Origin of the sequence: Mesorhizobium sp. L103C119B0 (assembly GCF_000502235.1) — a bacterium.
Taxonomy (GTDB): Bacteria; Pseudomonadota; Alphaproteobacteria; order Rhizobiales; family Rhizobiaceae; genus Mesorhizobium.
Genome location: NZ_AYXE01000014.1, coordinates 256,276 through 277,134, shown reverse-complemented (window position 1 = coordinate 277,134; position 20,859 = coordinate 256,276). Strand labels below are relative to the sequence as shown.

General features: G+C 63.4%; 23 protein-coding genes and 1 pseudogene. 9 read left to right on the top strand and 15 right to left on the bottom strand.

Translation table 11 applies throughout. From position 1 onward, the window contains the following. Positions 1 to 1,227, bottom strand: a pseudogene (locus X728_RS01000000167100) (peptigoglycan-binding protein LysM); the annotation flags it as partial. Between the two features lie 125 nt (positions 1,228 to 1,352). Between X728_RS01000000167100 and X728_RS144100 the strand changes: the two are divergent. After that, the gene (locus tag X728_RS144100) at positions 1,353 to 1,964 is read left to right on the top strand and encodes a TIGR00730 family Rossman fold protein (RefSeq protein ID WP_023673582.1); all 612 of its coding nucleotides are present in this window, start codon (positions 1,353 to 1,355) and stop codon (positions 1,962 to 1,964) included. Positions 1,965 to 1,995: 31 nt separating this feature from the next. Here X728_RS144100 and X728_RS144105 read toward each other — a convergent pair whose 3' ends face one another. The 9 genes from X728_RS144105 to cysS form a co-directional block, all read right to left on the bottom strand. Then, positions 1,996 to 2,682 carry a glutathione S-transferase family protein gene (locus X728_RS144105; RefSeq protein WP_023832489.1) on the bottom strand — a complete coding sequence of 229 codons (687 nt, stop codon included), beginning with the start codon at positions 2,680 to 2,682 and terminating at the stop codon, positions 1,996 to 1,998. An 11-nt stretch (positions 2,683 to 2,693) separates the two neighbouring features. Further along, the gene (gene rarD / locus X728_RS144110; RefSeq protein ID WP_023673577.1) at positions 2,694 to 3,623 is read right to left on the bottom strand and encodes an EamA family transporter RarD; all 930 of its coding nucleotides are present in this window, start codon (positions 3,621 to 3,623) and stop codon (positions 2,694 to 2,696) included. Positions 3,624 to 3,763: 140 nt separating this feature from the next. Beyond that, positions 3,764 to 5,380 (bottom strand): citramalate synthase, encoded by a 1,617-nt coding sequence (gene cimA / locus X728_RS144115; protein WP_023684468.1) that lies wholly within the window; start codon positions 5,378 to 5,380, stop codon positions 3,764 to 3,766. A gap of 187 nt (positions 5,381 to 5,567) precedes the next feature. After that, entirely contained in the window at positions 5,568 to 6,524 is a 957-nt protein-coding gene (gene pip / locus X728_RS144120; RefSeq protein ID WP_023832488.1) for a prolyl aminopeptidase, read from the bottom strand. Positions 6,525 to 6,532: 8 nt separating this feature from the next. Next, entirely contained in the window at positions 6,533 to 7,009 is a 477-nt protein-coding gene (locus X728_RS144125) for a GFA family protein (protein ID WP_023684470.1), read from the bottom strand. Continuing rightward, a complete protein-coding gene (locus tag X728_RS144130) occupies positions 7,006 to 7,497 on the bottom strand; it encodes a GFA family protein (protein ID WP_023727579.1) in 492 nt (163 codons plus the stop codon). Before X728_RS144130 ends, X728_RS144125 begins: the two co-directional genes overlap by 4 nt. Before the next feature lie 22 nt (positions 7,498 to 7,519). After that, positions 7,520 to 7,906, bottom strand: coding sequence for a VOC family protein (locus X728_RS144135; protein ID WP_023692879.1), 387 nt, complete (start codon positions 7,904 to 7,906; stop codon positions 7,520 to 7,522). After that, the gene (locus X728_RS144140) at positions 7,903 to 8,307 is read right to left on the bottom strand and encodes an endonuclease domain-containing protein (RefSeq protein WP_023832487.1); all 405 of its coding nucleotides are present in this window, start codon (positions 8,305 to 8,307) and stop codon (positions 7,903 to 7,905) included. Before X728_RS144140 ends, X728_RS144135 begins: the two co-directional genes overlap by 4 nt. Before the next feature lie 123 nt (positions 8,308 to 8,430). Next, complete coding sequence (gene cysS / locus X728_RS144145; protein WP_023832486.1) at positions 8,431 to 9,864, bottom strand: cysteine--tRNA ligase; 1,434 nt, start codon at positions 9,862 to 9,864, stop codon at positions 8,431 to 8,433. A 390-nt stretch (positions 9,865 to 10,254) separates the two neighbouring features. Between cysS and X728_RS1000000169345 the strand changes: the two genes are divergently transcribed. Then, positions 10,255 to 10,410 carry a hypothetical protein gene (locus X728_RS1000000169345; protein WP_023673568.1) on the top strand — a complete coding sequence of 52 codons (156 nt, stop codon included), beginning with the start codon at positions 10,255 to 10,257 and terminating at the stop codon, positions 10,408 to 10,410. Positions 10,411 to 10,548: 138 nt separating this feature from the next. Here the strand turns inward: X728_RS1000000169345 and X728_RS144150 are convergent, their stop codons facing one another. Beyond that, the gene (locus X728_RS144150) at positions 10,549 to 11,307 is read right to left on the bottom strand and encodes an SOS response-associated peptidase (RefSeq protein WP_023832485.1); all 759 of its coding nucleotides are present in this window, start codon (positions 11,305 to 11,307) and stop codon (positions 10,549 to 10,551) included. A 126-nt stretch (positions 11,308 to 11,433) separates the two neighbouring features. Between X728_RS144150 and X728_RS0135890 the strand changes: the two genes are divergently transcribed. The 4 genes from X728_RS0135890 to X728_RS144165 all read left to right on the top strand — a co-directional run bounded on the left by X728_RS0135890 (position 11,434) and on the right by X728_RS144165 (position 13,779). Further along, positions 11,434 to 11,841: an NUDIX hydrolase gene (locus X728_RS0135890; protein WP_023698665.1), complete on the top strand. Its 408-nt coding sequence runs from the start codon at positions 11,434 to 11,436 to the stop codon at positions 11,839 to 11,841. Positions 11,842 to 11,908: 67 nt separating this feature from the next. Further along, positions 11,909 to 12,286 (top strand): TIGR02301 family protein, encoded by a 378-nt coding sequence (locus tag X728_RS144155; RefSeq protein ID WP_023705383.1) that lies wholly within the window; start codon positions 11,909 to 11,911, stop codon positions 12,284 to 12,286. 325 nt (positions 12,287 to 12,611) lie between these two features. After that, positions 12,612 to 12,869 carry a hypothetical protein gene (locus X728_RS144160; protein WP_023673564.1) on the top strand — a complete coding sequence of 86 codons (258 nt, stop codon included), beginning with the start codon at positions 12,612 to 12,614 and terminating at the stop codon, positions 12,867 to 12,869. A 106-nt stretch (positions 12,870 to 12,975) separates the two neighbouring features. Next, a complete protein-coding gene (locus X728_RS144165) occupies positions 12,976 to 13,779 on the top strand; it encodes a hypothetical protein (protein ID WP_023832484.1) in 804 nt (267 codons plus the stop codon). Positions 13,780 to 13,800: 21 nt separating this feature from the next. On the opposite strand, the gene X728_RS144170 is transcribed toward X728_RS144165, so the two are convergent. The 3 genes from X728_RS144170 to X728_RS144180 form a co-directional block, all read right to left on the bottom strand. Beyond that, the gene (locus X728_RS144170) at positions 13,801 to 14,529 is read right to left on the bottom strand and encodes a nucleotidyl transferase AbiEii/AbiGii toxin family protein (RefSeq protein ID WP_023684480.1); all 729 of its coding nucleotides are present in this window, start codon (positions 14,527 to 14,529) and stop codon (positions 13,801 to 13,803) included. 62 nt (positions 14,530 to 14,591) lie between these two features. Continuing rightward, the gene (locus tag X728_RS144175) at positions 14,592 to 14,819 is read right to left on the bottom strand and encodes a hypothetical protein (protein WP_027049982.1); all 228 of its coding nucleotides are present in this window, start codon (positions 14,817 to 14,819) and stop codon (positions 14,592 to 14,594) included. A gap of 54 nt (positions 14,820 to 14,873) precedes the next feature. Further along, positions 14,874 to 16,205, bottom strand: a complete 1,332-nt coding sequence (locus X728_RS144180) for a dihydroorotase (protein ID WP_023832483.1) — start codon at positions 16,203 to 16,205, stop codon at positions 14,874 to 14,876. 82 nt (positions 16,206 to 16,287) lie between these two features. Between X728_RS144180 and X728_RS144185 the strand changes: the two genes are divergently transcribed. The 3 genes from X728_RS144185 (at position 16,288) to X728_RS144195 (ending at position 19,986) form a co-directional block, all read left to right on the top strand. Further along, positions 16,288 to 17,148 carry a folate-binding protein YgfZ gene (locus X728_RS144185; protein ID WP_023832482.1) on the top strand — a complete coding sequence of 287 codons (861 nt, stop codon included), beginning with the start codon at positions 16,288 to 16,290 and terminating at the stop codon, positions 17,146 to 17,148. Next, positions 17,148 to 17,786, top strand: coding sequence for an HD family hydrolase (locus tag X728_RS144190; protein ID WP_023670260.1), 639 nt, complete (start codon positions 17,148 to 17,150; stop codon positions 17,784 to 17,786). The genes X728_RS144185 and X728_RS144190 overlap by 1 nt, the downstream gene beginning before the upstream one ends. A 67-nt stretch (positions 17,787 to 17,853) precedes the next feature. Then, positions 17,854 to 19,986, top strand: a complete 2,133-nt coding sequence (locus tag X728_RS144195) for an EAL domain-containing protein (RefSeq protein WP_023670259.1) — start codon at positions 17,854 to 17,856, stop codon at positions 19,984 to 19,986. Here the strand turns inward: X728_RS144195 and X728_RS144200 are convergent. After that, complete coding sequence (locus tag X728_RS144200) at positions 19,955 to 20,803, bottom strand: AraC family transcriptional regulator (protein ID WP_031195762.1); 849 nt, start codon at positions 20,801 to 20,803, stop codon at positions 19,955 to 19,957. The two genes, X728_RS144195 and X728_RS144200, sit on opposite strands and share 32 nt — an antisense overlap. Positions 20,804 to 20,859 lie beyond the last annotated feature (56 nt).

The following is a 20,859-nucleotide window of genomic DNA, read 5'->3' as shown; positions in this document are numbered from 1 at the left end:
GGCGCCGCAGGCTTCGGAGCGGCCGGTGCTTCGGCAGCAGCCGGTGCGGCCGGCTCAGCAGGCTTTGCTTCGGCGGGCTTGGTCTCGGTGGGCTTGGCCTCCGCGGGCGCCACGGCGGCGATCGCTTCGCCGGGTTCGCGCTCGAACGGCACGGCGGCGCGGGCCACGACCTTCACGCCGTCGGCGTCGAGACCGTCGACATGGATGGTGTAGCTGCCGACCGGGATGTCGCGCGTCGCCTCGACCAGGAAATGACCGTCGGGCGAGGTCACCGCATCACCAAGCAGGATATCGTTGGCATAGGCGCGCACCTTGCGGCCGGCGTCAGCCAGACCGGCGACGAAGATCTTGTTGCCGTCGATCTCGACCGCCTCGACGACGATCTTGGGTGCAGCCACGCCTGCCGCCGGCGGCGCTGCAGGTACTGCTGGCGCAGTTGCGGCTTCCACAGCCGGAGCAGCAGGTGCTGTTTCAGCGGCCACGGCAGGCGCAGCCGTAGCAGGCGCCTCAGCGGCTGGGGCAGCGGCCTGATCGCCGGCGGCCGGTGCCGCGGGCTTGGTCTCAGGCGCCGGGACGCTAAGCAGCTCGGCCGGCTTGCCGGGTTCCTCGACCATCGCCAGCACCTGGCCGGCGGCGTCCTTGGGAACCGAAACGACGGCGGTCTGCACGGAAGGGGTAACCACATCGCCGGCCGTCGCGCGCAACGCAATCGTATAGTCGCCGGGCTTCAGCGGATCGTCGAGAACGATGACGAAGGCGCCGTCCGGACCGGCGACAGTCGAGCCAAGCACCGAGGAGCCGTTGAGGATCTCGATCTTCGAATTGGGCGCAGCATTGCCGGCAACGACGATCGAGCCGTTGCTTTCGACGCGCACGACGTCGAAGCTCGGCGCAACCGGGCCGGCCGCGGCCGGCGCTGGGGTTGTTGGGGCAGCAGCGGGCGCGGCAGGTGCCGCCGGAGCCGCAGCTTCGGTCGCGGGAGCCGTTGCGTCGGCAGGCGCGGGTGCTGCGGGAGCCTTGGCATCGGTGGGCGCGGCGGGNCGGCGGCAGCCTTCCCTCGGTCCCCGGATCGGCCAGCTTTTCAGCCGGCGGCGTCAGCGATGCAATCGCCGCAGGCGGCGTGGGATTCAGATACGGGTCGAGTGCGCCCGATACATAGGCGGTTCCGACGACCGCGACGGTCCCACCGGCCGCGAACAGAAACGCCTTCAATGGATTACCAGCCATATTTCCCCTACCCCTTAGCCACCTGAAGCCGGTCTAGCGTGTTTTGCCGGCACCGACAAGAAAAAGCCCGGGCTTGTCAGCCCTTGGGGCTTGACCCCGCATTCAGACCCAATCACCAATCACGAATGAACACGATTCGATCCGTCTGCGTCTATTGCGGCTCGTCTCCGGGCCGCGATGAAATCTATGCCAAGGCCGGGCACCTGCTTGGCCGCTCGCTCGCCAAAGCCGGCCTGCGGCTGGTCTATGGCGGCGGCACCAAAGGCATTATGGGCGCAGTCGCCGAAGGCGCGCTCAAGGCCGGCGGCAAGGTAACGGGCATCATTCCGCGCTTCCTCATCAACAAGGAGGCGACCGAAACCGCGCTTGACCGGCTCGACGAGTTGCTGATCACCGACAACATGCACGAGCGCAAGCACAAGATGTTCGAGAAATCCGACGCCTTTGTGGCGCTGCCCGGCGGCATCGGCACGGTCGAGGAAATCGTCGAGATCATGACCTGGGGCCAGCTCGGCCATCACCGCAAGCCGATCGTCTTCGCCAACGTTCAAGGATTCTGGGATCCGATGCTGGCGCTGCTCGACCATATGGCCAGCGAAGGCTTCATCCACACCGCGCAACGGGTCAAGCCGCTGGTGGTCGAAGACCCCGAGGCCATCGTCGCCGCCATCATGGTGGCGGGGTCGTCGGTCGATGCGCCGACGGAAGGCGTGCAGTCGGTGATTGATAAGATGTGATAGTGAATAGTGAGAGAGGCCGCGCTGCCCATCACGCCGTAGCGCGAAGATCCTCGACGATGGTGCCGGCGGCAGCGACCTCCGCCTCATGGTCCGGCTCCCGCCAGGTCTCGGCGAGACCCGCGGCATACCAGTCCTGCATGGCCGGCAGGCCAAGCAATTGCGGGGGATAGGCTGCAGCTGCCCCTTCGAAAGACAGCCCATAGGATAGCACACGGAACGCCACCGGAGCAAAGAAGGCGTCGACGGCGGTAAAATGGCCGCCGGCAAGGAACGGCCCGCCGAACAGGGCAAGGCCATCGTTCCAGAGATCGCCCAAACGGAACAGATCCTGCTTCAGCGCGTCCGACATCGGCAACGGTTTCACCCGCAAGCCGCAATTCATCGGGCATGCGCCGCGCAAGGCCGTGAAACCAGAATGCATTTCGGCGGCGGCCGAGCGCGCCCAGGCTCGCGCCTTGGCCTCAGCAGGCCACACACCATGGTGGCGCTCGGCGAGATACTCGGCAATAGCCAGCGAATCCCAGACAGCCCAGCCGTCATCCACCAGGCAAGGCACGCGCCCGCTGGGCGAGAACGCCCGGTAGAGATCGAAACTGGGCCCGGTCGGAAACGGCGTCAATTGCTCCTCGAACGGAATGTCGAGGGTGCGCATCAGCACCCATGGCCGCAGCGACCATGACGAATAGTTCTTGTTGGCGATATGCAGCACGTACATCGAAAGGCTCCCTACTTCGGGGCCAACGCCACCGGGCGGATTTCACGGCCACGAAACATCGACCAGGAATACATCGCCAATGCCGCCCAGATCAGCGCGAAGGCAATTGCTTGCGTGGTGCCGAACGGCTCGTCGAAAATCAGCACGGCGATCAGGAACACCATGGTCGGTGCGATGTACTGCATGATGCCGATGGTGGAGAGGCGCAGAAGCTTGGCGCCGAAGGCGAACAGAAGCAGCGGCACCGAGGTGACTGGGCCGCAGCCGATGAGCAAAGCCATATCGGTGCCGTTGCTGGAGATGAAATGGTCCTGGCCGTTGACGACCAGGAAGACGATGTAGGCAAGCGCCGGCACCGACAGCAAAAGCACTTCGAGCAGAAAGCCCTGGCTCGGGCCGATCGGCAGCGTCTTGCGGAAGAACCCATAGGCAGCGAAGGAAAACGCCAGCGCCAACGACACCCAAGGCAATTTGCCGGCATCGACGGTCAGAACGGCAACTGCGACCGCCGCCAGCAACACGGCCGCGATCTGCAGCCGGTCGAGCTTCTCGCCGAGCAACAACGCGCCGACGACGATGCTAACTAATGGGTTGATGTAGTATCCGAGCGCGGTCTCGACGGTGCGGTCGACCGAGATCGCCCAGACATAGATGGCCCAGTTGACGGAGATCAGGGTCGCCGTCAGCGCCGCCATGGCGATGCTGCGCGGCGAGCGGATCGCCGCCTTGAAATCGGCTGTGCGGCCGGCCCAGACCAGCACTGCAGCAGCAATCGGCACCGACCAGACGATGCGGTGGGCGATCACCTCGATCAGCGGCAGATGCGCAACCGCCTTCATGTAGAAGGGCAACAGGCCCCATAGCAGATAAGCGCCGAGCGCGAGGAGAAAGCCGCTGCGGGCTTTGGAGTCGGCGTCGGGCTGGATCGTGTCGCTGGCCATGGCAAACGCTATGGCCCAGTGGGCCATCCAAAACCATCGCAAAATTATGATGGATCAATGGACTTCCGCTGATGGCTCAAGGGGCGGCGCCAGTTCCTCGCCCCACTTCGGGGGGGCGAGGAAACCCACGTCTTGCAACCCTACTCCGCCGCCACCAATCCCGCCATGTCGCGGTTCTTCATCAGCTTGTAGACGATCGAATCCATCAGCGCCTGGAAGGAGGCGTCGATTATGTTTTCCGACACGCCGACCGTCCACCAGCGTGCGCCGGTGCCGTCATGCGATTCGATCAGGACGCGAGTGATCGCCTCGGTGCCGCCATTGAGGATACGCACCTTGAAATCGGCGAGCTCCATGTCGGCGATCTCGCTCTGGAATTTGCCGAGGTCCTTGCGCAACGCGATGTCGAGCGCGTTGACCGGGCCGTGGCCTTCGGCCACCGACATCTTCTCCTCGCCCTCGACCATCACCTTGACGATGGCTTCGGAGACCGTCTTCAACTGGCCGTTGGCATCGAAGCGGCGCTCGACCATGCAGCGGAACGAAGTGACGTTGAAGAACTCCGGCAGGCCGTGCAGCATTTTGCGCGCCAACAGCTCGAAGGAGGCATCGGCGCCCTCATAGGCGTAGCCCTCGGCCTCGCGCTCCTTGACCACCGAGATCAGCGCATCGAGACGATGGTCGTCTCTGGGCACATCGATGCCGCGCCGCTTCAGCTCGGCGAGGAAATTGGCCTTGCCGCCCTGGTCCGAAACCATAACGCGGCGGCGGTTGCCTACCGCCTCGGGCGGCACATGTTCATAGGTCGCCGGCTCCTTGGCCAGTGCGGAGGCATGGATGCCGGCCTTGGTGGCGAAGGCCGAGGCGCCAACATAGGGCGCCTGCGCTTCCGGAGCACGGTTCAGCAATTCGTCGAAGGCGCGGGAAAGCCGGGATATCCCGGTCAGCGCCTCGGCCGAGATGCCGGTTTCAAACCGATCGGCGAAGGCCGGCTTCAGCGCCAGCGTCGGTACGATCGAGACCAGATTGGCGTTGCCGCAGCGCTCGCCGATGCCGTTCAGCGTGCCTTGGATCTGGCGCACGCCGGCCTCGACGGCGGCGAGCGAATTGGCCACCGCCTGGCCGGTGTCGTCATGGGCATGGATGCCGAGATGGCCGCCCGGAATGCCTGAAACAATGACCTTGTCGACGATGGCGCGCACTTCCGAGGGCTGCGTGCCACCATTGGTGTCGCACAACACCACCCAGCGCGCGCCGGCATCATAGGCGGTCCTGGCGCAGGCCAGTGCGTAGTCCGGATTGGCCTTGAAGCCGTCGAAGAAATGCTCGCAATCGACCATCGCTTCCTTGCCGGCGGCAACAGCTGCTTCGACCGACGCGTTGATCGAGTCGAGGTTTTCCTCATTGGTGCAGCCGAGCGCGACGCGGACATGATAGTCCCAGCTCTTGGCGACGAAGCAGATGGCGTCGGACTTGGACTGCACGAGCGCTGCCAGGCCCGGGTCGTTGGACGCCGACACGCCTGCCCGCTTGGTCATGCCGAAGGCGACGAACTTTGCCTTCGCCGTGCGCTTCTGCTGGAAGAAGGCGGTGTCGGTCGGATTGGCGCCGGGATAGCCGCCTTCGACATAGTCCATGCCGAACTCATCGAGCAGCTTGGCAATCGCGATCTTGTCCTCGACGGAAAAGTCGATGCCCGGCGTCTGCTGGCCATCGCGGAGGGTTGTGTCGAAGAGATAGAGGCGTTGCTTTGTCATTGTTCTGTTGGCGCGCGAGCACCCCCCTCTGGCCTGCCGGCCATCTCCCCCTCAAGGGGGGAGATCGGCAGCTTTAGCGTCGGATCTTTTCCCGCAGCGACGGAGATTTGCGAAAGGCCCGATGACAGGCAATCTCCCCCCTTGAGGGGGAGATGTCCGGCAGGACAGAGGGGGGTGCCGCGCGCTGTCATTTCCCCGCAAACCCATCCGTCGCGCGTATCAGCCGATCCAGAATCCCCGGCTCCGAATAGGCATGGCCGGCGCCTTCGATGAGGTGGAAATCCGCCTTCGGCCAGGCCTTGTGCAGGGCCCAGGCATAGCGCGCCGGGCACGGCATGTCGTAGCGGCCGTGGACGATTGTGCCGGGAATATCCGCGAGCTTATGGGCATCGCGCAGAAGCTGCCCCTCCTCCAGCCAGCCGGCGTGGACGAAATAGTGGTTCTCGATGCGGGCAAAGGCGATGGCGAAGTCGTCCTCGCCGAACTTGTCGCTGGTCTCCGGCTCCGGTAGCAGCGTGATCGTCTCACCTTCCCACAGGCTCCAGGCAAGGGCGGCTTCCAGCTGCGCCTTGCCATCGGCGCCGACCAACCGCCTGCGGTAAGCGGCCATCATGTCGCCGCGCTCGGCTTCAGGAATTGGCGCCAGGAAACGCTCCCATTTGTCGGGGAACATCTCGGAGACGCCGAACTGATAGTACCATTCGAGTTCGGCGCGGGTCAGCGTGTAGATGCCGCGCACGACAAGCTCGCTGACGCAATTAGGATGCGTCTCGGCATAGGCCAGCGCCAGCGTCGAGCCCCACGAGCCGCCGAACACCAGCCATTTTTCGAAGCCGCACATCTCACGCAGCCGCTCGATGTCGGCAACCAGGTGCCAGGTGGTGTTGGCCTCGAGCGAGGCGTTGGGTGTCGATTTCCCGCAGCCGCGCTGGTCGAACAGGATGACGTCGTAAAGCTTCGGGTCGAACAATTGCCGATGTTTTGGCGAGAAGCCGCCGCCGGGACCGCCATGCAGGAAAACGGCCGGCTTGGCGCCCCTGGTTCCGGAGCGCTCCCAGTAGATATGATGGCCGTCGCCGACATCGAGCATGCCGGACTCGAACGCCTCGATCTCTGGATAAAGAGTACGAAGTTCACTGTTCATTTCATTGCTCATATCTTCAGGCCGTGCGCGGGCCAGTCCGTGGTTTCGTGGTCGGGATGCTGGAAGGAGATGATCTGCTCCTGGCGGGAGTAGAAATCCGGATCCTGATGCACGGGCTGGTCAAAGATCGTTTCCACCCAAGGCAATCGGACCGCGTAGTTGACCTGGATCTGCGGCGCCAGATCGGAGCGGTCGTCGAAGGCGCCGATGGCGATCTCCAGTGCGCCAGGTTGGCGATAGGTCAGCGGTGTACCGCAGCGGGCACAGAAGCCGCGATCGATGTTGACCGACGACTGGAAGTAGGTCGGCTCCTCGCGCACCCATTCGACGCCATCCTTGGGCACTGTCACCAGGGCGCCGAAAAACGACCCGAACTGTTTCTGGCACATGCGGCAATGGCAGATGGACGCCCGGCCAAGCTTGCCCTTGATGCGGAAACGGACGGCGCCACACTGACAGCCGCCGGTTCGAACTTCATCGGTCATAACTTTTCCTCTGGCGGCCATTGTTCGGTGTCATGATCGGGATGCTGGTAGGAGACAAGCTCGGCAAGATAAGGCGCCGACGACATGTCGGCCATCGTGTCCTCGCCCGGCAATTGCGGAAGGGTGTCGACATAAGGCAGTTTTGCCTCGGTGCCCCACTGGATCAGCGGCACGATTTCGGCCGGATTGTCGAAGGCGCCAATGGCAAGGCCGACGCCGTCGGGCGCGGTAAAGGTCAGCGGCGTGCCGCAATTGCCGCAAAAGCCACGATCGACGTGGCTGGACGAGGCGAAATATTTCGGTTCGCCGCGCGTCCAGTCGAGTTTGGCGCCACGCACCGAGACCAGGGGCGCGTAAAATGAGCCGAACGCCTTCTGGCACATGCGGCAATGGCAGATCGAGGCGTCACCCAGCGCACCCTCGACGCGAAAGCGCACCGCGCCGCACTGGCAGCCGCCGGTGTAGATCGGCCGGTTGTCGAGGCTCATGGCGTTTCACTCCGTTTCATAGTCATTCGGGCGCATGGCAGACGGCCTCGACATTGTTGCCGTCGGGATCCAAGACGAAGGCGCCGTAATAGTCCGGGTGATAATGCGGGCGCAGCCCCGGCCCGCCATTGTCCTTGCCGCCGGCGGCGAGCGCCGCGGCATGGAAGGCGTCGACCTCGGCGCGGCTGCGCGCGGTGAAGGCGACGTGCTGATGGGTCCTCGGCTTGTCATCGCTGGCCTGCAGCCAGAACACCGGCCGGTCGCGGCCATAACCGCCGACCTTGGCGCCGCCGGTATATTCCAGTGGCACCATGTAGATCAGCGAGGCGCCAAGCGGTGCCATCGCCTGGTCATAAAAGGCTTTCGACGCGTCGAAGTCGGCGACATTGATGCCGAGATGGTCGATCATGAAACAAGCTCCTCCCTTGCTGGCGCCGGCACGTCGGCGCCGGCCAAGCCGGCCTCGATGACGATGTGCTGGCAGACATTGTCGATATCGCGGATGACGTCGTCGTTCCAGAAGCGCAGGATGGTCCAGCCACTGGCACTCAATTGAGCGCTGCGTGCCTTGTCGCGTTCTGCATCTTCTACGTCGGCATGCTGACTGCCATCAACCTCGACTACGAGGTGGTGGGCCGAACAGGCGAAGTCGACAATGTAGGGCCCAATCGGTACCTGTCGGCGAAAGCTCATCCCCATCAGCCGGTGAGCCCGCAACTCATTCCACAGTTTCAGCTCGGCATCGGTCATGACGCGACGCATGGACTTTGCATTCTTGCGCTGACGCGATGGAACGAGGTCGTGACCCATGCTCAGGCCACTCCGCGCTGGCGATTAGCGAAAACCGAGGCGAGGGCTGATCTCCCCCGCAAGGGGGGAGATTGGCTGTCGCTCCGGCCTTCGCCAATCTTACAACGGTGTCTCGCGCCACCCTCACCGCTTTACCTCCCACGTCGTCACGCGTTCGCCAGTGATAGGATCCTTGCCGTCTTTCAGCTGCACACCCTGCGCCAGAAGCTCATCGCGGATGCGATCGGCTTCGGCCCAGTTTTTCGCTGCGATCAGTTCCAAGCGCTTGGTGATCGCCTTGGCGACCGCAACCTCGTCGACCTTGGCCGCGCCAATATCGAAGCCGAGGAACAACAGCGATGCCTTCAGAGATGCGGCCGCTTCGTTGCCCTCCGCGGCCTCACCGGCAAGCTGCGTGAGTTGCTGGAAGGCGGCATAGGTGGCGAGGTCGTCCGACAGTGCCGCCACAATCTCCGCCGGGACTTGCCCTGCCGACGGCGCCAGGTCAGCTGCGCGTTTCCATTTGCGCAGCGTGTTCTCGGCTTCCTCCAGCTTGCGCACGGAGAAATCGATCGGCTCGCGGTAATGCGTCATCAGCATCGCCAGACGCAGCACCTCGCCCGGCCATTTGCGGCCGCCGAAAGTTTCGGTCTCCAGCAGTTCGGCGATCGCGTAGAAATTGCCGACGCTCTTCGACATTTTCTGGCCCTCGACCTGCAGGAAGCCATTGTGCATCCAGACATTGGCCATGACGTCGGTGCCGTGGGCGCAACGCGACTGGGCGATCTCGTTCTCATGGTGCGGGAAGATCAAATCGAGGCCGCCGCCATGGATGTCGAAGACATCGCCGAGATAGGCGGCCGACATGGCCGAGCATTCGATGTGCCAGCCCGGCCGGCCCCTGCCCCATGGGCTGTCCCAGCCGGGCTCTTCCGGTGACGACAATTTCCACAGCACGAAATCGCCCGGGTTCTTCTTGTGAGCGTCGACCGCAATTCGCGCTCCGGCCTGCTGTTCGTCGAGATTGCGCTTCGACAGCTCGCCATAATCCGGCATCGAGGCGGTGTCGAACAGCACTTCGCCGGCGGCGACATAGGCGTGGCCGCGTTCGATCAAACGTTCGATGAGGGTGATCATGTCAACCTTGCCGTCGGCGCGGCGCGCGACGAACTCGGTGGCGCGTGGCTCGACCGTCGGCGGCAAGCAGCCGAGTGCGGCGACATCCTTGTGGTACTGGTCGGCGGTTTTTTCGGTGACGCGGCGGATCGCCTCGTTGAGCGTCAGGTTTCCCGACGCGATCTCGGCGCCGAAATCGCGCAGCGCGCGGGCGTTAATCTTGTCGTCGACATCTGTGATGTTGCGCACATACGTGACACCAGCCTCGCCGTAGAGGTGACGCAGCAAACGGAACAGCACGTCGAAGACGATCGCCGGACGCGCATTGCCGATATGGGCAAAGTCGTAGACGGTCGGACCGCAGACATACATGCGCACATTCGACGGGTCGAGCGGGAGGAACACGTCCTTCGTCCGCGTTAGCGTGTTGTAGAGGCTGAGACCCTTCGATGCGTCAGACATGCGTGCCCTTCCGGCCCGTTAAGTTCTGGATGGAGTCTAACCTGTGCCAAGGCACAAATCGGCTCCAGCCTGCTGGCCGGGGCGTTTGTCCACTCTGGGGAAAGATGAGGCGAAAACGTCCGGACCAGCGCGAAGCTAGCCAATAATGCAAATGCCACAAATGGCGGAAAACGTTTTCATCGGCGGCTTTATCGCCTTGGCCGGTGTTGCCGTCAAGTCGCAACTTCCGGCAAAAGCGTCGCTGGATCATAGGTCAGGAGCCGCTGAAACATTTTATTAAACATGTCGGCACAGTCATGAAACATTCGCCGGCTAGTCCACCATAGGTCACGATTCGGTCAGATTCGGCCGGCAAACGCAGACACGGAAATGTTACCAGGGAAGAGATCGATGTCACGAACCAAGCAGGAATCGAGCCGCGCCAAGCAACCGGCGCTCGCCAACCACTACCGTGCGATCGGCCCGGCCGCGATCGTCGCCGCCCTTCTCCATACCGCGAAGAATAAAAAGCCGGCGCCGAAAATCACTTCGCCCCGCGCTGCCTGAACAGGCATCGTGCCGGCCGCCGACAAGGCGTGCGCCGGAACGGAAGGCTGAGGCGCCCATAGCGCGCCTGAAAACAACAGCTCTTCCTATTGAGCAGGTTCTTCCCGAAGACCGGACCTGGCTTCTTGGGAGCGCGCTCTAAAACAGCGTCATCTGACTGTCGTCCGCGCCGGGCTTCTGGCGCCTGACCTTGCCGGGCTCGACGATGCCCATGTCCTGTATCTCCGGCCCGGTGTTGGCGACCTTGTTGACGAGGTCGGAGACCGGAATTGCCTCGAAGAAATCGGGCAGCGCGGGCTTGAGCAGGTCGGCCACATCGCGCGGTTCGAGCGTGCGGCAGTCCAGCCAGCGGGCAAAATCTTCCGGCGCGATCACCACCGGCATCCGGTCATGGATATGGGCGATGCCGGCATTGGCGTTGACGGTAAGAATGGCGCCGGTGTCCATTTCCGAACCGCCCGGCTCGGCATAGGTTTCGATCAGCCCGGCAAAGGCGATCAACCCGCCATGCCTCGGCCGCATCCAGTAGGGCTGGCCCTTCTTGCCGCTGCCGGATTGCTGCCACTCATAGAAGCCGGAGGCCGGAACCAAGGCACGGCGATGGCGCATGGCGGCTTTGAACGAGGCTTTTTCAATAGCGCCTTCCGAACGCGCGTTGATGAGCAGCGGAAATTCCCTGGTGTCCTTGACCCAGGTGGGGATCAGCCCCCAGCGCACCAGCATCGCCTGGCGATCCGGGAAATTCGAGCCCGGCATGCGCGGCGGCCCCGACAGCGCCATCAGCACCGGCTGCGTCGGCGCGATGTTGTAGCGGGCCGGAAAATCCTCCAGCTCCGACAGGCCGAGCAAGGCGGCGGTCTGGTCCGGCGTGGCCGTCAGGGCAAAGCGTCCGCACATGGGAAAGCTCGATGAATTGATCCGATCGCGAACGTGGCGATGGAACCGGCGCTGCGCAACCGCTAAAGCTGCTCGCCGTCGGCCGGTCCACAAGGGTTTGGCCTCACATAGGCGAAAACGAGATCGATGAACGAGCAGCGCAAGACACTTCCCGCAGTCTCGGTCGCCGTCGTGCGCGGCAGGACGGTGCTGCTGGTCAAACGGGCGCGGCCGCCGTCGCAGGGGCTTTATGCCTTTCCCGGCGGCAAGGTCGAGCCCGGCGAGACGCTGCAAGAAGCGGCAGTGCGCGAGTTGCTGGAGGAAACCGGGCTGCGGGCGCAGGACTATCGTCCGCTTCGCGACATCCACATCGACGGCAGCGGCGAGAACCACCCGGTCGACTATCTGCTGACCGTGTTCGGCGCCGTTTATGCCGGCGGCGAAGCGACGGCCAGCGACGATGCCGAGACCGCCGCCTTCTATAGTCTTGATGAAATGGCGACGCTGCCGCTCGCGGGTGACGTCATGGAGGTGGCTGAAGAACTCTTGGCCTGAAACAGACCGGTATCTGCCGCTCCGAGAATCGCCTTGCAGGCGACAAAATGTTTCGCCAGATAGACTTATGACCCGCACCTCGCTGTTCCTTGCCGCATGCATCGCCGCCGCCACGGCTTTTGCCGTGCAGCCGGCGCTGGCCGCCGAGTCGCCGTTCGAGCCCGGGCTGATGCGACTGGCCGAGGTGCTGGGATCGCTGCATTTCCTGCGCAATCTGTGCGGCGAAAAGGGCGACCAGTGGCGCACCGAGATGGAAAAGCTGATCGATTCAGAAAATCCCGATCCCGAGCGGCGCGCCCGCTTCATCGCCAGCTTCAACCGCGGCTACCGTTCCTTCGGCGGCACCTATACCCAATGCACGCCGTCAGCGACCGAAGCCATCAGCCGCTACATGAAGGAAGGCGAGACGCTGTCGCGCGACATCGCCTCGCGTTACGGCAACTGACGAGCGCCAGACGGCGTTTAGCCACGCCTTTTCGAGCACCCGCCTTGTATCCACGGCACGTTGATGCAATCTTGGTGTTGCACTTGCGCAACAGTATTAACGAAACGTTAGCGCGCGAATGCGGAATTAACTCAAACTGAAGGTTTTCATCCCGCTCACCGGGCTAATCGGCTAAGTTTGAATCGGACCGAACGCAGGCGACGAAGTTTGTAAAGACGATCAAAAAAATGTCGTATTTACAGACACTTACTTAGCCTGCGTGAGATAGGGGCAGCCAAGCCGGATCCGACCCGTCGGACCGCCGCTTGAAAGGTGGACATCGCAAATGGAACATGGCGTCAACGACATCGACGCGCTGGTCAGGGAAGAAAAGCGCCTGACCGCGGTGGAAAGCCATAGCGAGGCCTGGGCGGAAGGTCTGTCGGCCGGCATAGAACCTGAAATCATCGCCGAGGCAGCGCTTGAAACCGCGTTCGGCGAGATGCTGCGAGCCAATGGCGAAACCTCGGCCCTTGCCCTGCTCGATCGCATGCGTGAAAAGGTGATCGCCGGCGCATTCGAGCCGGAGCGGTTTCGGCACTAGGCGTCGCGCGTCTCAGAGGGTGCACTGCCAGCTTACCGGTTCTTTGACGACGGCGAGTCGTTTGGGCATCATGCCTGAAGAGCCTAGGCCCGAGGAGAGGCAAGCGGTGAATTTTTCGATGTCAGGCCGGCCTCGCGGCGTGGTCCTCAGCATCTGGCTTGCCGCTTCCTGCGCCGCGGTTCCGCTGGCGCTTGTCCTGACCAGCAACCCTGCCTGCGCGCTGAGCGAGATCAAGCGCGAGGAGCTTCCAGCTCCTGCCGGGCCACCCGCCAATGGTGAGACGGCGCCGTCTGAAAATTCAGTGCCAATGCCCGACCTGCCCGGCAGGACGCCGCCGGCGGCCAGCCAGCCGAAATCGCCGTCAGAGCCCGGACAAAGCCACCCGGAAGCCCCCGCCAACGATGGCGGCGTGGCCAACCCAAGTGCCGATCCCGAAGGGCCGGTGCCTGAAGTCGTCTACGACCTTTCCAAATTGCCGGAGCCCGTCAGGCGCATGCGCGATCTGATGGTCGAGGCCTGCGTCAGCGGCGACATCGAGAAGCTGCGGCCGCTGATCGGCAAGGGCGACACCATGACCCAATTGTCGCTGGGCGAAATCGAGGGCGACCCGATCGCCTTCCTGAAAGGGCTATCGGGCGACAAGGAAGGTCAGGAAATCCTCGCTATCCTGGAAGAGGTGCTCAATGCCGGCTATGTCCATGTAGACGTCGGCACACCGCAGGAACTCTATGTCTGGCCATATTTCTTCGCCCTGCCGCTGGACAAGCTCAACGCCAGGCAGCGGGTCGAACTGTTCAAGATCGTCACCGCCGGCGACTATGACGACATGAAGCAGTTCGGAGCCTACATCTTCTACCGCGTCGGCATTACGCCCACCGGGCAGTGGACGTTTTTCGTCGCCGGGGATTGAACGGCGATCCCCCTGGGATGGCTACTGGCTAGGGCTAGAAAGCTCGAGGCCTGTGTCAGGCCATATGCGGATACCTTCATTTCGAAGGGCCGAAATCGCTTCGACCGCCGCGTTGGGATCCATTTGCAGCACCTCGGCGGCATGCCGCAATTCTTCCTTGTCCCGCAGCCTGTTTACCACCCAAGCCACCTTGCGCTCGATATCCACGCCATAGGCCGCCTTCGCCTTGCCAACAGCGTCGCTCGGGATTTCCTTATAGATGCCAACCAGCACTCCAAGATCGATGGCATCGCGATATGCAATTGCACGGTCCTGACATCGATCCGCGTTCGCCAGCAACTTCTCGGCAAACATATCCGCCGGGACCAGGGCGGATACATTCAGATCGTCGTCGAAATGGCCTCGCAGTTTTATGCGGCCTTCGCGGATGACTTCAAACTTGATCGTTTGGCCTTTCAACCGCACGATCGTCCGCAAGCCATATTGATCGATCTGGAAGTCCCGAACAGCCTCGACCGGCTCAGGAAAGAACGCTCTGACGCCACGTTCGGCTGCGGAGGTCCGCAATTCGCGATAGCCATCACTGTCGGCACACAGGAAGTCCACATCCAGTGAGCGGCGATATTCCCCGAATTTCATAACGATCGCAGTGCCACCGCCGAACCAGCACTGGTTTGCGGTCAGGAAATGGCGATCCATCAACCCGAGCGCTTCGGCAATGATCTGGTGCTCGGGCCTCTTGAATTCCATCATGACGCTCGCGGTGTGTCCTGTTGATATTCCGGCTGCGAGGAACGATCAGGTGAGGGAAATCAGCCGGCGGTCAAGAGCACGCCGTGACCGAATTTGTCTGCCAAACTTTGGATAAGCATCTTCTCACGCACAGTAAGACGCTTTTGATCGACAAACCGCCAATTACGCTCATACAGCGCAAATGCCTCTTCGGCCGGAATCGGGCGTGCCGCATCGCGGTTCCAGGCGAGCGCCTGGAGCTCCGGAAACTCCGCAGGGACGATCATGGGCGCGATATCTGCGTTCATAATGCCCTTAACGTAGTGGATAGCGCTTAAAAAATCCAACGCAGCAAGAAACCGCTAAGCCGGCAGCGCCTCGGAAAACTCTACCGGCCTGCCCTGCCCGGGCGTGACGATCTCGCCTTCCCACATCACGCGACGGCCGCGCACGATGGTGCCGATCGGCCAGCCGGTGACTTCCTTGCCGTCATAGGGCGTCCAGCCGGCCCTGGAGCCGGCTTGCGCATTGGTGATGGTCTCGCGCCGCTGGAGGTCGACAATGGTGAAATCGGCATCGTAGCCGGCGGCGATGCGGCCTTTCCTGGCCATGCCGAAGATGCGCTGCGGGCCGTGGCTGGAGAGGTCGACGAAGCGCTGCAGGGTCAGCAGGCCTGAATTGACATGGTCGAGCATGATCGGCACCAGCGTCTGCACCCCGGTCATGCCAGACGGCGAGGCCGGATAGGGCTTTGCCTTCTCGGCCGGCGTGTGCGGGGCGTGATCGGAGCCGAGCACGTCAATGATGCCTTGCGCAATGCCGTGCCAGACGCCGTCGCGATGGCGGGCCGCGCGAACCGGGGGATTCATCTGGATCAGCGTGCCCAGCCGCGCATAGTCGTCGGCGGCGAGTGTCAAATGGTGCGGCGTCGCCTCGCAGGTGGCGACATCCTTGTGCTGTTGGAGGAAGATGATTTCCTCGGCAGTGGAGATATGCAGCACATGGATGCGGGCGCGGGTGTTTCGCGCGATGCGCACCAGCCGCTCGGTACAGCGAAGCGCCGCGATCTCGTCGCGCCAGACGGGATGCGATGACGGGTCGCCCTCGACGCGCAGGCCCAGGCGCTCGCGCAGCCGGAACTCGTCCTCCGAGTGAAAGGCGGCACGGCGGCGGGTGTTGCGCAGGATCGATGCGACACCCTCGTCGTCCTCGACCAGCAGGTCGCCGGTGGACGAGCCCATGAACACCTTTATCCCGGCAGCACCCGGCAGCCGCTCGAGCTCACCGACATCATCGGCATTCTCGCGCGTGCCGCCAACCCAGAAGGCGAAGTCGCAATGCATCCGGCTGGTGGCGCGGCGCACCTTGTCGGCAAGCGCCGCCTCGCTGGTGGTCAGCGGATTGGTGTTGGGCATTTCGAAGACGGCGGTGACCCCGCCCAGCACAGCCGCGCGCGAGCCCGTCTCCAGATCTTCCTTGTGCTCCAGCCCCGGCTCGCGAAAATGCACCTGACTGTCGACGACGCCTGGCAGGACGTGCAGCCCGCGACAGTCGATCGCTTCGCCGGCCGAAGCTTGGCGAAGATCGCCCATTGCGACGATGCGACCACCCTTGACGCCGACATCGCGCGCGCCCTCGCCATCATGGTTGACCACCGTGCCGCCTGTCAGGATGAGGTCGTAGGTGGTGGCCATGGGCGTTCGGTCTCTTGCGGGGGGAGTATCGTCGGCTTACGTAAAGGCCGACCGTTTTGCAAGATCAGGTTCTTTGCCGCCCATGCCTTTTGCCCTGCTCAAAGACCGCGCTCTCATTTCTGTGTCAGGCCCGGATGCCGAGCATTTTTTGCAGAACATCCTCACCACCGACCTCGACACGCTGGGCGCCGGTGCGGCAAAACCCGGTGCGCTGCTTTCGCCGCAAGGCAAGATCCTGTTTGATTTCCTGATCTCGCGTAGCGGCGAGGACGGATTCCGGCTGGATTGCCGTGCCGACGTCGCAGACGACTTCCTGCGCCGGCTGATGCTTTACAAGCTGCGCGCCAAGGCCGAGATCGCGAAGCAGGATCAAGTGCTTGTGACGGTTGCGTGGGGCGATGATTCAAGCGCCTCACCTTCTGATTCAACGACACTTGCCGATGCCCGCTTCCGCGATGTGGTTGTGAGCCGTTCCTATGGCGGCGCATCCCTAGGTGGCGATCCGGCTGCATGGCAGACGCTCCGCATCGCCAACGGCATTGCCGAAAGCGGTCCCGATTATCAGCTCGGCGATGCCTTCCCTCACGACGTGCTGCTCGACGAGACCGGCGGCGTCGGCTTCAAGAAAGGCTGCTATGTCGGCCAGGAAGTGGTCTCGCGCATGCAGCATCGCGGCACCGCCAGGCGGCGCGTGCTGATCGTTTCGGCCGACCATGCCTTGCCCGCGCCGGGCTCGGAGCTGACGGTTGCGGGGCGGCCGGTCGGCACGCTCGGCTCGACCGCGGGCACGGCCGGCCTCACCATTGCCCGCATCGACCGGGTCAAGGCGGCGCTCGACGCTGGCCAGCCGGTACTGGCCGGTGATGTCACCGTCTCGCTCGCCATCCCGGCCTGGGCGCAGTTCAGCTTTCCCAGGGAAGCCATCGGCGCGGAGGATGCCTGATGGCTGCCGATCGCGTCGGAGCGCCACCGCGCGCGTGGCAGCGCATGCTGTCGGGACGGCGGCTCGACCTGCTCGACCCCTCGCCGCTCGACATCGAAATCTCCGACATCGCCCACGGGCTTGCCCGCGTCGCCCGCTGGAACGGCCAGACCCGCGGCGATCACGCCTTTTCGGTTGCCCAGCATTCGCTGCTGGTCGAGGCGCTGTTCAGCGAGTTGCAGCCGGACGCCTCGGCCAACGCTCAGTTGGCAGCACTGCTGCATGACGCGCCGGAATATGTCATCGGCGACATGATCTCGCCGTTCAAATCGGTAATGGGCGGCTCCTACAAGGAGTGTGAGCTGCGTCTCCAGCGCGCCATCCATCAGCGCTTTTCGCTGCCGCCCGAACTCGGCGTCGGCTTGCGCAAGGAGATCAAGCGCGCCGACCAGATCGCCGCCTATTACGAGGCGACGCTGCTTGCCGGTTTCTCGACCGCGGAAGCAACCGAGTTCTTCGGCCGGCCGCGCGGGTTCAATGCCGACCGCTTCGACTTTAAGCCGCACTCGGTGACCTCGGCGCAAGCTGCCTTCCTCAAACGCTACGCAACGCTTGAAAAGCAACGCCAGGCAACGGTTGCCGTGCATTCGGCGCAGTGAACATACGCTAAATTAACCAGCGGTAACCACAGTACCGGGTTTCGATCACGGTCAGCAGGCACGCCTCATGTCCGTTGCGCACGTCAAGGGTGGTTCGCCCGTCCGCAGACGGGGAGCCGGAGGCGTCGCCGCGCCACGGCAGATCGCCGACGAACTGCGCCACCAGAACGAGCGCTTTTCCGCGGCCGTCGAGAATATGTCGCATGGGCTGTGCATGTTCGACGCCGACGAGCGGATGATCATCTGCAACGGCAACTATATCAGCATCTTCTCCCTCGACGCGAAGATCGTGCGGCCCGGCATCGCGTTCCTGGACATTCTAAAGCACAGCGTCGACATCGGTGTCGCCTCACAGAGCGCCGAAGACCTGTATGCCATCCGCAAGCCCTATATCGAGCGCGCGCAAGCCTCGACCTACGAGGAAATACTGTCGGACGGACGCATCGTTTCCATCACGCACCGGCCGCTGGCCTCAGGCGGCTGGGTGTCGATCTATGAGGACATTACGGAGCAAAGGCGGGCCGAGCAGGAACTGAAGGAGCAGCACCGCCGCTTCGATGCGGCGCTCGCCAACATGTCGCAAGGCCTGTTGATGTACGACGCCGAAGGCACGCTGATCGTGCGCAACCAGCGCTTCCTCGACCTCTACAAGGTCACGCCTGACGACTTCCCGCTCGGCATGAGCCAGCGCGCCCTGCTCGAACAGATGGTGCGACTGCGCATCTATCCGTCGATGGACATCGACGGCGAGATCGCCAACACCAGAGCCAGCCTGCAGGCCGGTGAGGAGCGTTCGACAGACCGCAGCCTTGCCGATGGCCGAACGCTGCTGGTTGCGCGCCGGCCGCTTGCCGGTGGCGGCTGGGTGGCGACCTTCGAAGACATCACCGAGCGCCGGCGCGCCGAAGAGCGCATGAGCCACCTTGCCCATTACGACACGCTGACCGACCTGCCCAACCGATCGATGTTTCGCGAACGGCTCGACCAGGCGATGGCCGGCGATACACCGTTGGCGATCTTCTCGCTCGACCTCGATCGCTTCAAGGCCGTCAACGACACCTGGGGACACCCGGCCGGTGACTGGCTGCTGAAATGCGTGGCGGAGCGGTTGCGGCACAGCCTGCGCAGCGACACCGATGTGGTCGCCCGCCTCGGTGGCGACGAGTTCGCCATCCTGCAGTTCAATCCCAAAGGCGCCACCGATGCGGAACAACTGGCAAAACGCATCGTCGCTGTCGTCAGCCAGCCGTTTCGCGACAAGGGCCGCGACATGCATGTCGGCATCAGCCTTGGCATCGCGCTGTATCCCGGTGACGGCAAGGACGCCGACACGCTTTTGAAGAACGCCGACATGGCGCTTTACAGCGGTAAGAGCGAAGGCCGCAACGTCTACCGCTTTTTCGAGCCCGGCATGGATGCCTTGGTGCGGGCGCGCCTGGCGCTCGAAACCGATCTCGAGACGGCACTGAAGCGGCGGGAGTTCGTGCTGGAGTTCCAGCCGATCACCAACATCGCGTCGGGCAAGATCGTCGGCGCCGAAGCGTTGATGCGGTGGAATTCACCGACGCGCGGCCTGGTGGCGCCCGACGATTTCATCGCAGCCGCCGAAGACAGCGGGCTGATCGTTCCGCTGGGCGAATGGGCGCTGAAACAGGCCTGCAGCGTGGCCGCCGGCTGGCCGCCTGGAATGCGCATCGCCGTCAATGTCTCGGCAGTGCAGATCAGAAGCGCCGACTTTGCCCGCAGCGTGATTTCGGCGCTGGCCGTTTCCGGCGTGCCGGCCAGCCGGCTCGAACTGGAAATCACCGAGACCGTGCTGATGGATGAGAGCGAGACGGTGCTGAAGACGCTGAGACAGCTGCGCGAACTCGGTATCCGCATCGCGCTCGACGATTTCGGCACCGGCTATTCGTCGCTCGGCTATCTCAGGCGTTTTCCCGTCGACAAGATCAAGATCGACCGCTCCTTCATCCACGATATCGACAACAAGGACACGGCGGCGATCGTGCGCACGATCATCGGGCTTGGTGCCGAACTTGGCATCACCGTCACCGCCGAAGGCGTCGAGACCGAAGCGCAGCTCGACATATTGCGCAAGGCTGGCTGCGTCGAGGCGCAGGGCTTTCTGATCGGCATGCCGTCAAAGGCCGCCGACATGGCTCGACTTCTCAAGACGAGGGCAGCGTCCCGGCGCGCCTGAACATCCCCGGCGTCATTCCATGCGCGGCGCGGAAGGTGCGCGAGAGATGGCTTTGGTCGGAGAAGCCGGCCGCAAAGGCGGCACCGGCGAGATCTGAACCTTGCCGGATCAGCAGATCGGCACGGCGCAGCCTGCGGTCACGGATGAAGGCAGCAGGGGTGAGACCCAGCACTTTCCTGAAATCGCGGATAACTTGAAAGCGCGTCACGCCTGCGGCTTCAGCGAGCCGCTGCAAATCGAGGTCCGAGTTCAGATGGTCTTCGATGACCTGTTCATAGACCCGGAGCCGGCTTTTCGATCCGAAGCTTTCGACCGCCTCGCGCCGCCGGCCGCCCCAATCGCCGTGGCGCAGGATGAGCTTGCGCAAGGCGATCAGCATGGATGTTTCGGCGCTCGTGGCATCACCCGATGTCGAAGCCAAGTGCGCGACGCCTACTGCCTGGACGAGATCGGCATCATCGACGATCGCTTGCGAAAACAACGGCGGGCGATCCTGCCCGAGTTCGTCCGCGATCGCACCCATGAGCCAGGCCGACGGATAGAAGGTGCGGTAAGCCCAACCCTGGTCGGCACCCGCCTCGCCGTCATGCCATATCTCCGGATTGACGAGCAGAACCGTGCCCGACGGCGCGAGGACAGTCTCGTTGCCGATGCGGACCCGCTCGCACCCTTGCGTGATCAGGGCGACGACATAGGTCGGGTGCGTGTGCAGCTGGTAGCGATGCCGCGTGAAGCGCGCCTTGAGCATGCCAAGATCGCGAAAGCGCGGATGACGCCAGAACTGCGTCGTCTCCTGAGGCTGTTGAATTCCAGACACGGTCAATCCTGTTCAAGACGCTGCCGGCGCAAATCCTTTACGTGCTGGCATCGACA

Coding starts and splice junctions, on each gene's coding strand:
- cysS (WP_023832486.1), bottom strand. CDS start 9,864: ATGTCTGACGCATCGAAGGGTCTCAGCCTCTACAACACGCTAACGCGG.
- X728_RS144180 (WP_023832483.1), bottom strand. CDS start 16,205: ATGGCCACCACCTACGACCTCATCCTGACAGGCGGCACGGTGGTCAAC.
- X728_RS144160 (WP_023673564.1), top strand. CDS start 12,612: ATGGAACATGGCGTCAACGACATCGACGCGCTGGTCAGGGAAGAAAAG.
- X728_RS1000000169345 (WP_023673568.1), top strand. CDS start 10,255: ATGTCACGAACCAAGCAGGAATCGAGCCGCGCCAAGCAACCGGCGCTC.
- X728_RS144125 (WP_023684470.1), bottom strand. CDS start 7,009: ATGACCGATGAAGTTCGAACCGGCGGCTGTCAGTGTGGCGCCGTCCGT.
- X728_RS144185 (WP_023832482.1), top strand. CDS start 16,288: ATGCCTTTTGCCCTGCTCAAAGACCGCGCTCTCATTTCTGTGTCAGGC.
- X728_RS144130 (WP_023727579.1), bottom strand. CDS start 7,497: ATGAGCCTCGACAACCGGCCGATCTACACCGGCGGCTGCCAGTGCGGC.
- X728_RS144195 (WP_023670259.1), top strand. CDS start 17,854: ATGTCCGTTGCGCACGTCAAGGGTGGTTCGCCCGTCCGCAGACGGGGA.
- X728_RS144140 (WP_023832487.1), bottom strand. CDS start 8,307: ATGGGTCACGACCTCGTTCCATCGCGTCAGCGCAAGAATGCAAAGTCC.
- X728_RS144100 (WP_023673582.1), top strand. CDS start 1,353: ATGAACACGATTCGATCCGTCTGCGTCTATTGCGGCTCGTCTCCGGGC.
- X728_RS0135890 (WP_023698665.1), top strand. CDS start 11,434: ATGAACGAGCAGCGCAAGACACTTCCCGCAGTCTCGGTCGCCGTCGTG.
- X728_RS144150 (WP_023832485.1), bottom strand. CDS start 11,307: ATGTGCGGACGCTTTGCCCTGACGGCCACGCCGGACCAGACCGCCGCC.
- X728_RS144135 (WP_023692879.1), bottom strand. CDS start 7,906: ATGATCGACCATCTCGGCATCAATGTCGCCGACTTCGACGCGTCGAAA.
- X728_RS144190 (WP_023670260.1), top strand. CDS start 17,148: ATGGCTGCCGATCGCGTCGGAGCGCCACCGCGCGCGTGGCAGCGCATG.
- pip (WP_023832488.1), bottom strand. CDS start 6,524: ATGAACAGTGAACTTCGTACTCTTTATCCAGAGATCGAGGCGTTCGAG.
- cimA (WP_023684468.1), bottom strand. CDS start 5,380: ATGACAAAGCAACGCCTCTATCTCTTCGACACAACCCTCCGCGATGGC.
- rarD (WP_023673577.1), bottom strand. CDS start 3,623: ATGGCCAGCGACACGATCCAGCCCGACGCCGACTCCAAAGCCCGCAGC.
- X728_RS144170 (WP_023684480.1), bottom strand. CDS start 14,529: ATGGAATTCAAGAGGCCCGAGCACCAGATCATTGCCGAAGCGCTCGGG.
- X728_RS144175 (WP_027049982.1), bottom strand. CDS start 14,819: ATGAACGCAGATATCGCGCCCATGATCGTCCCTGCGGAGTTTCCGGAG.
- X728_RS144105 (WP_023832489.1), bottom strand. CDS start 2,682: ATGTACGTGCTGCATATCGCCAACAAGAACTATTCGTCATGGTCGCTG.
- X728_RS144155 (WP_023705383.1), top strand. CDS start 11,909: ATGACCCGCACCTCGCTGTTCCTTGCCGCATGCATCGCCGCCGCCACG.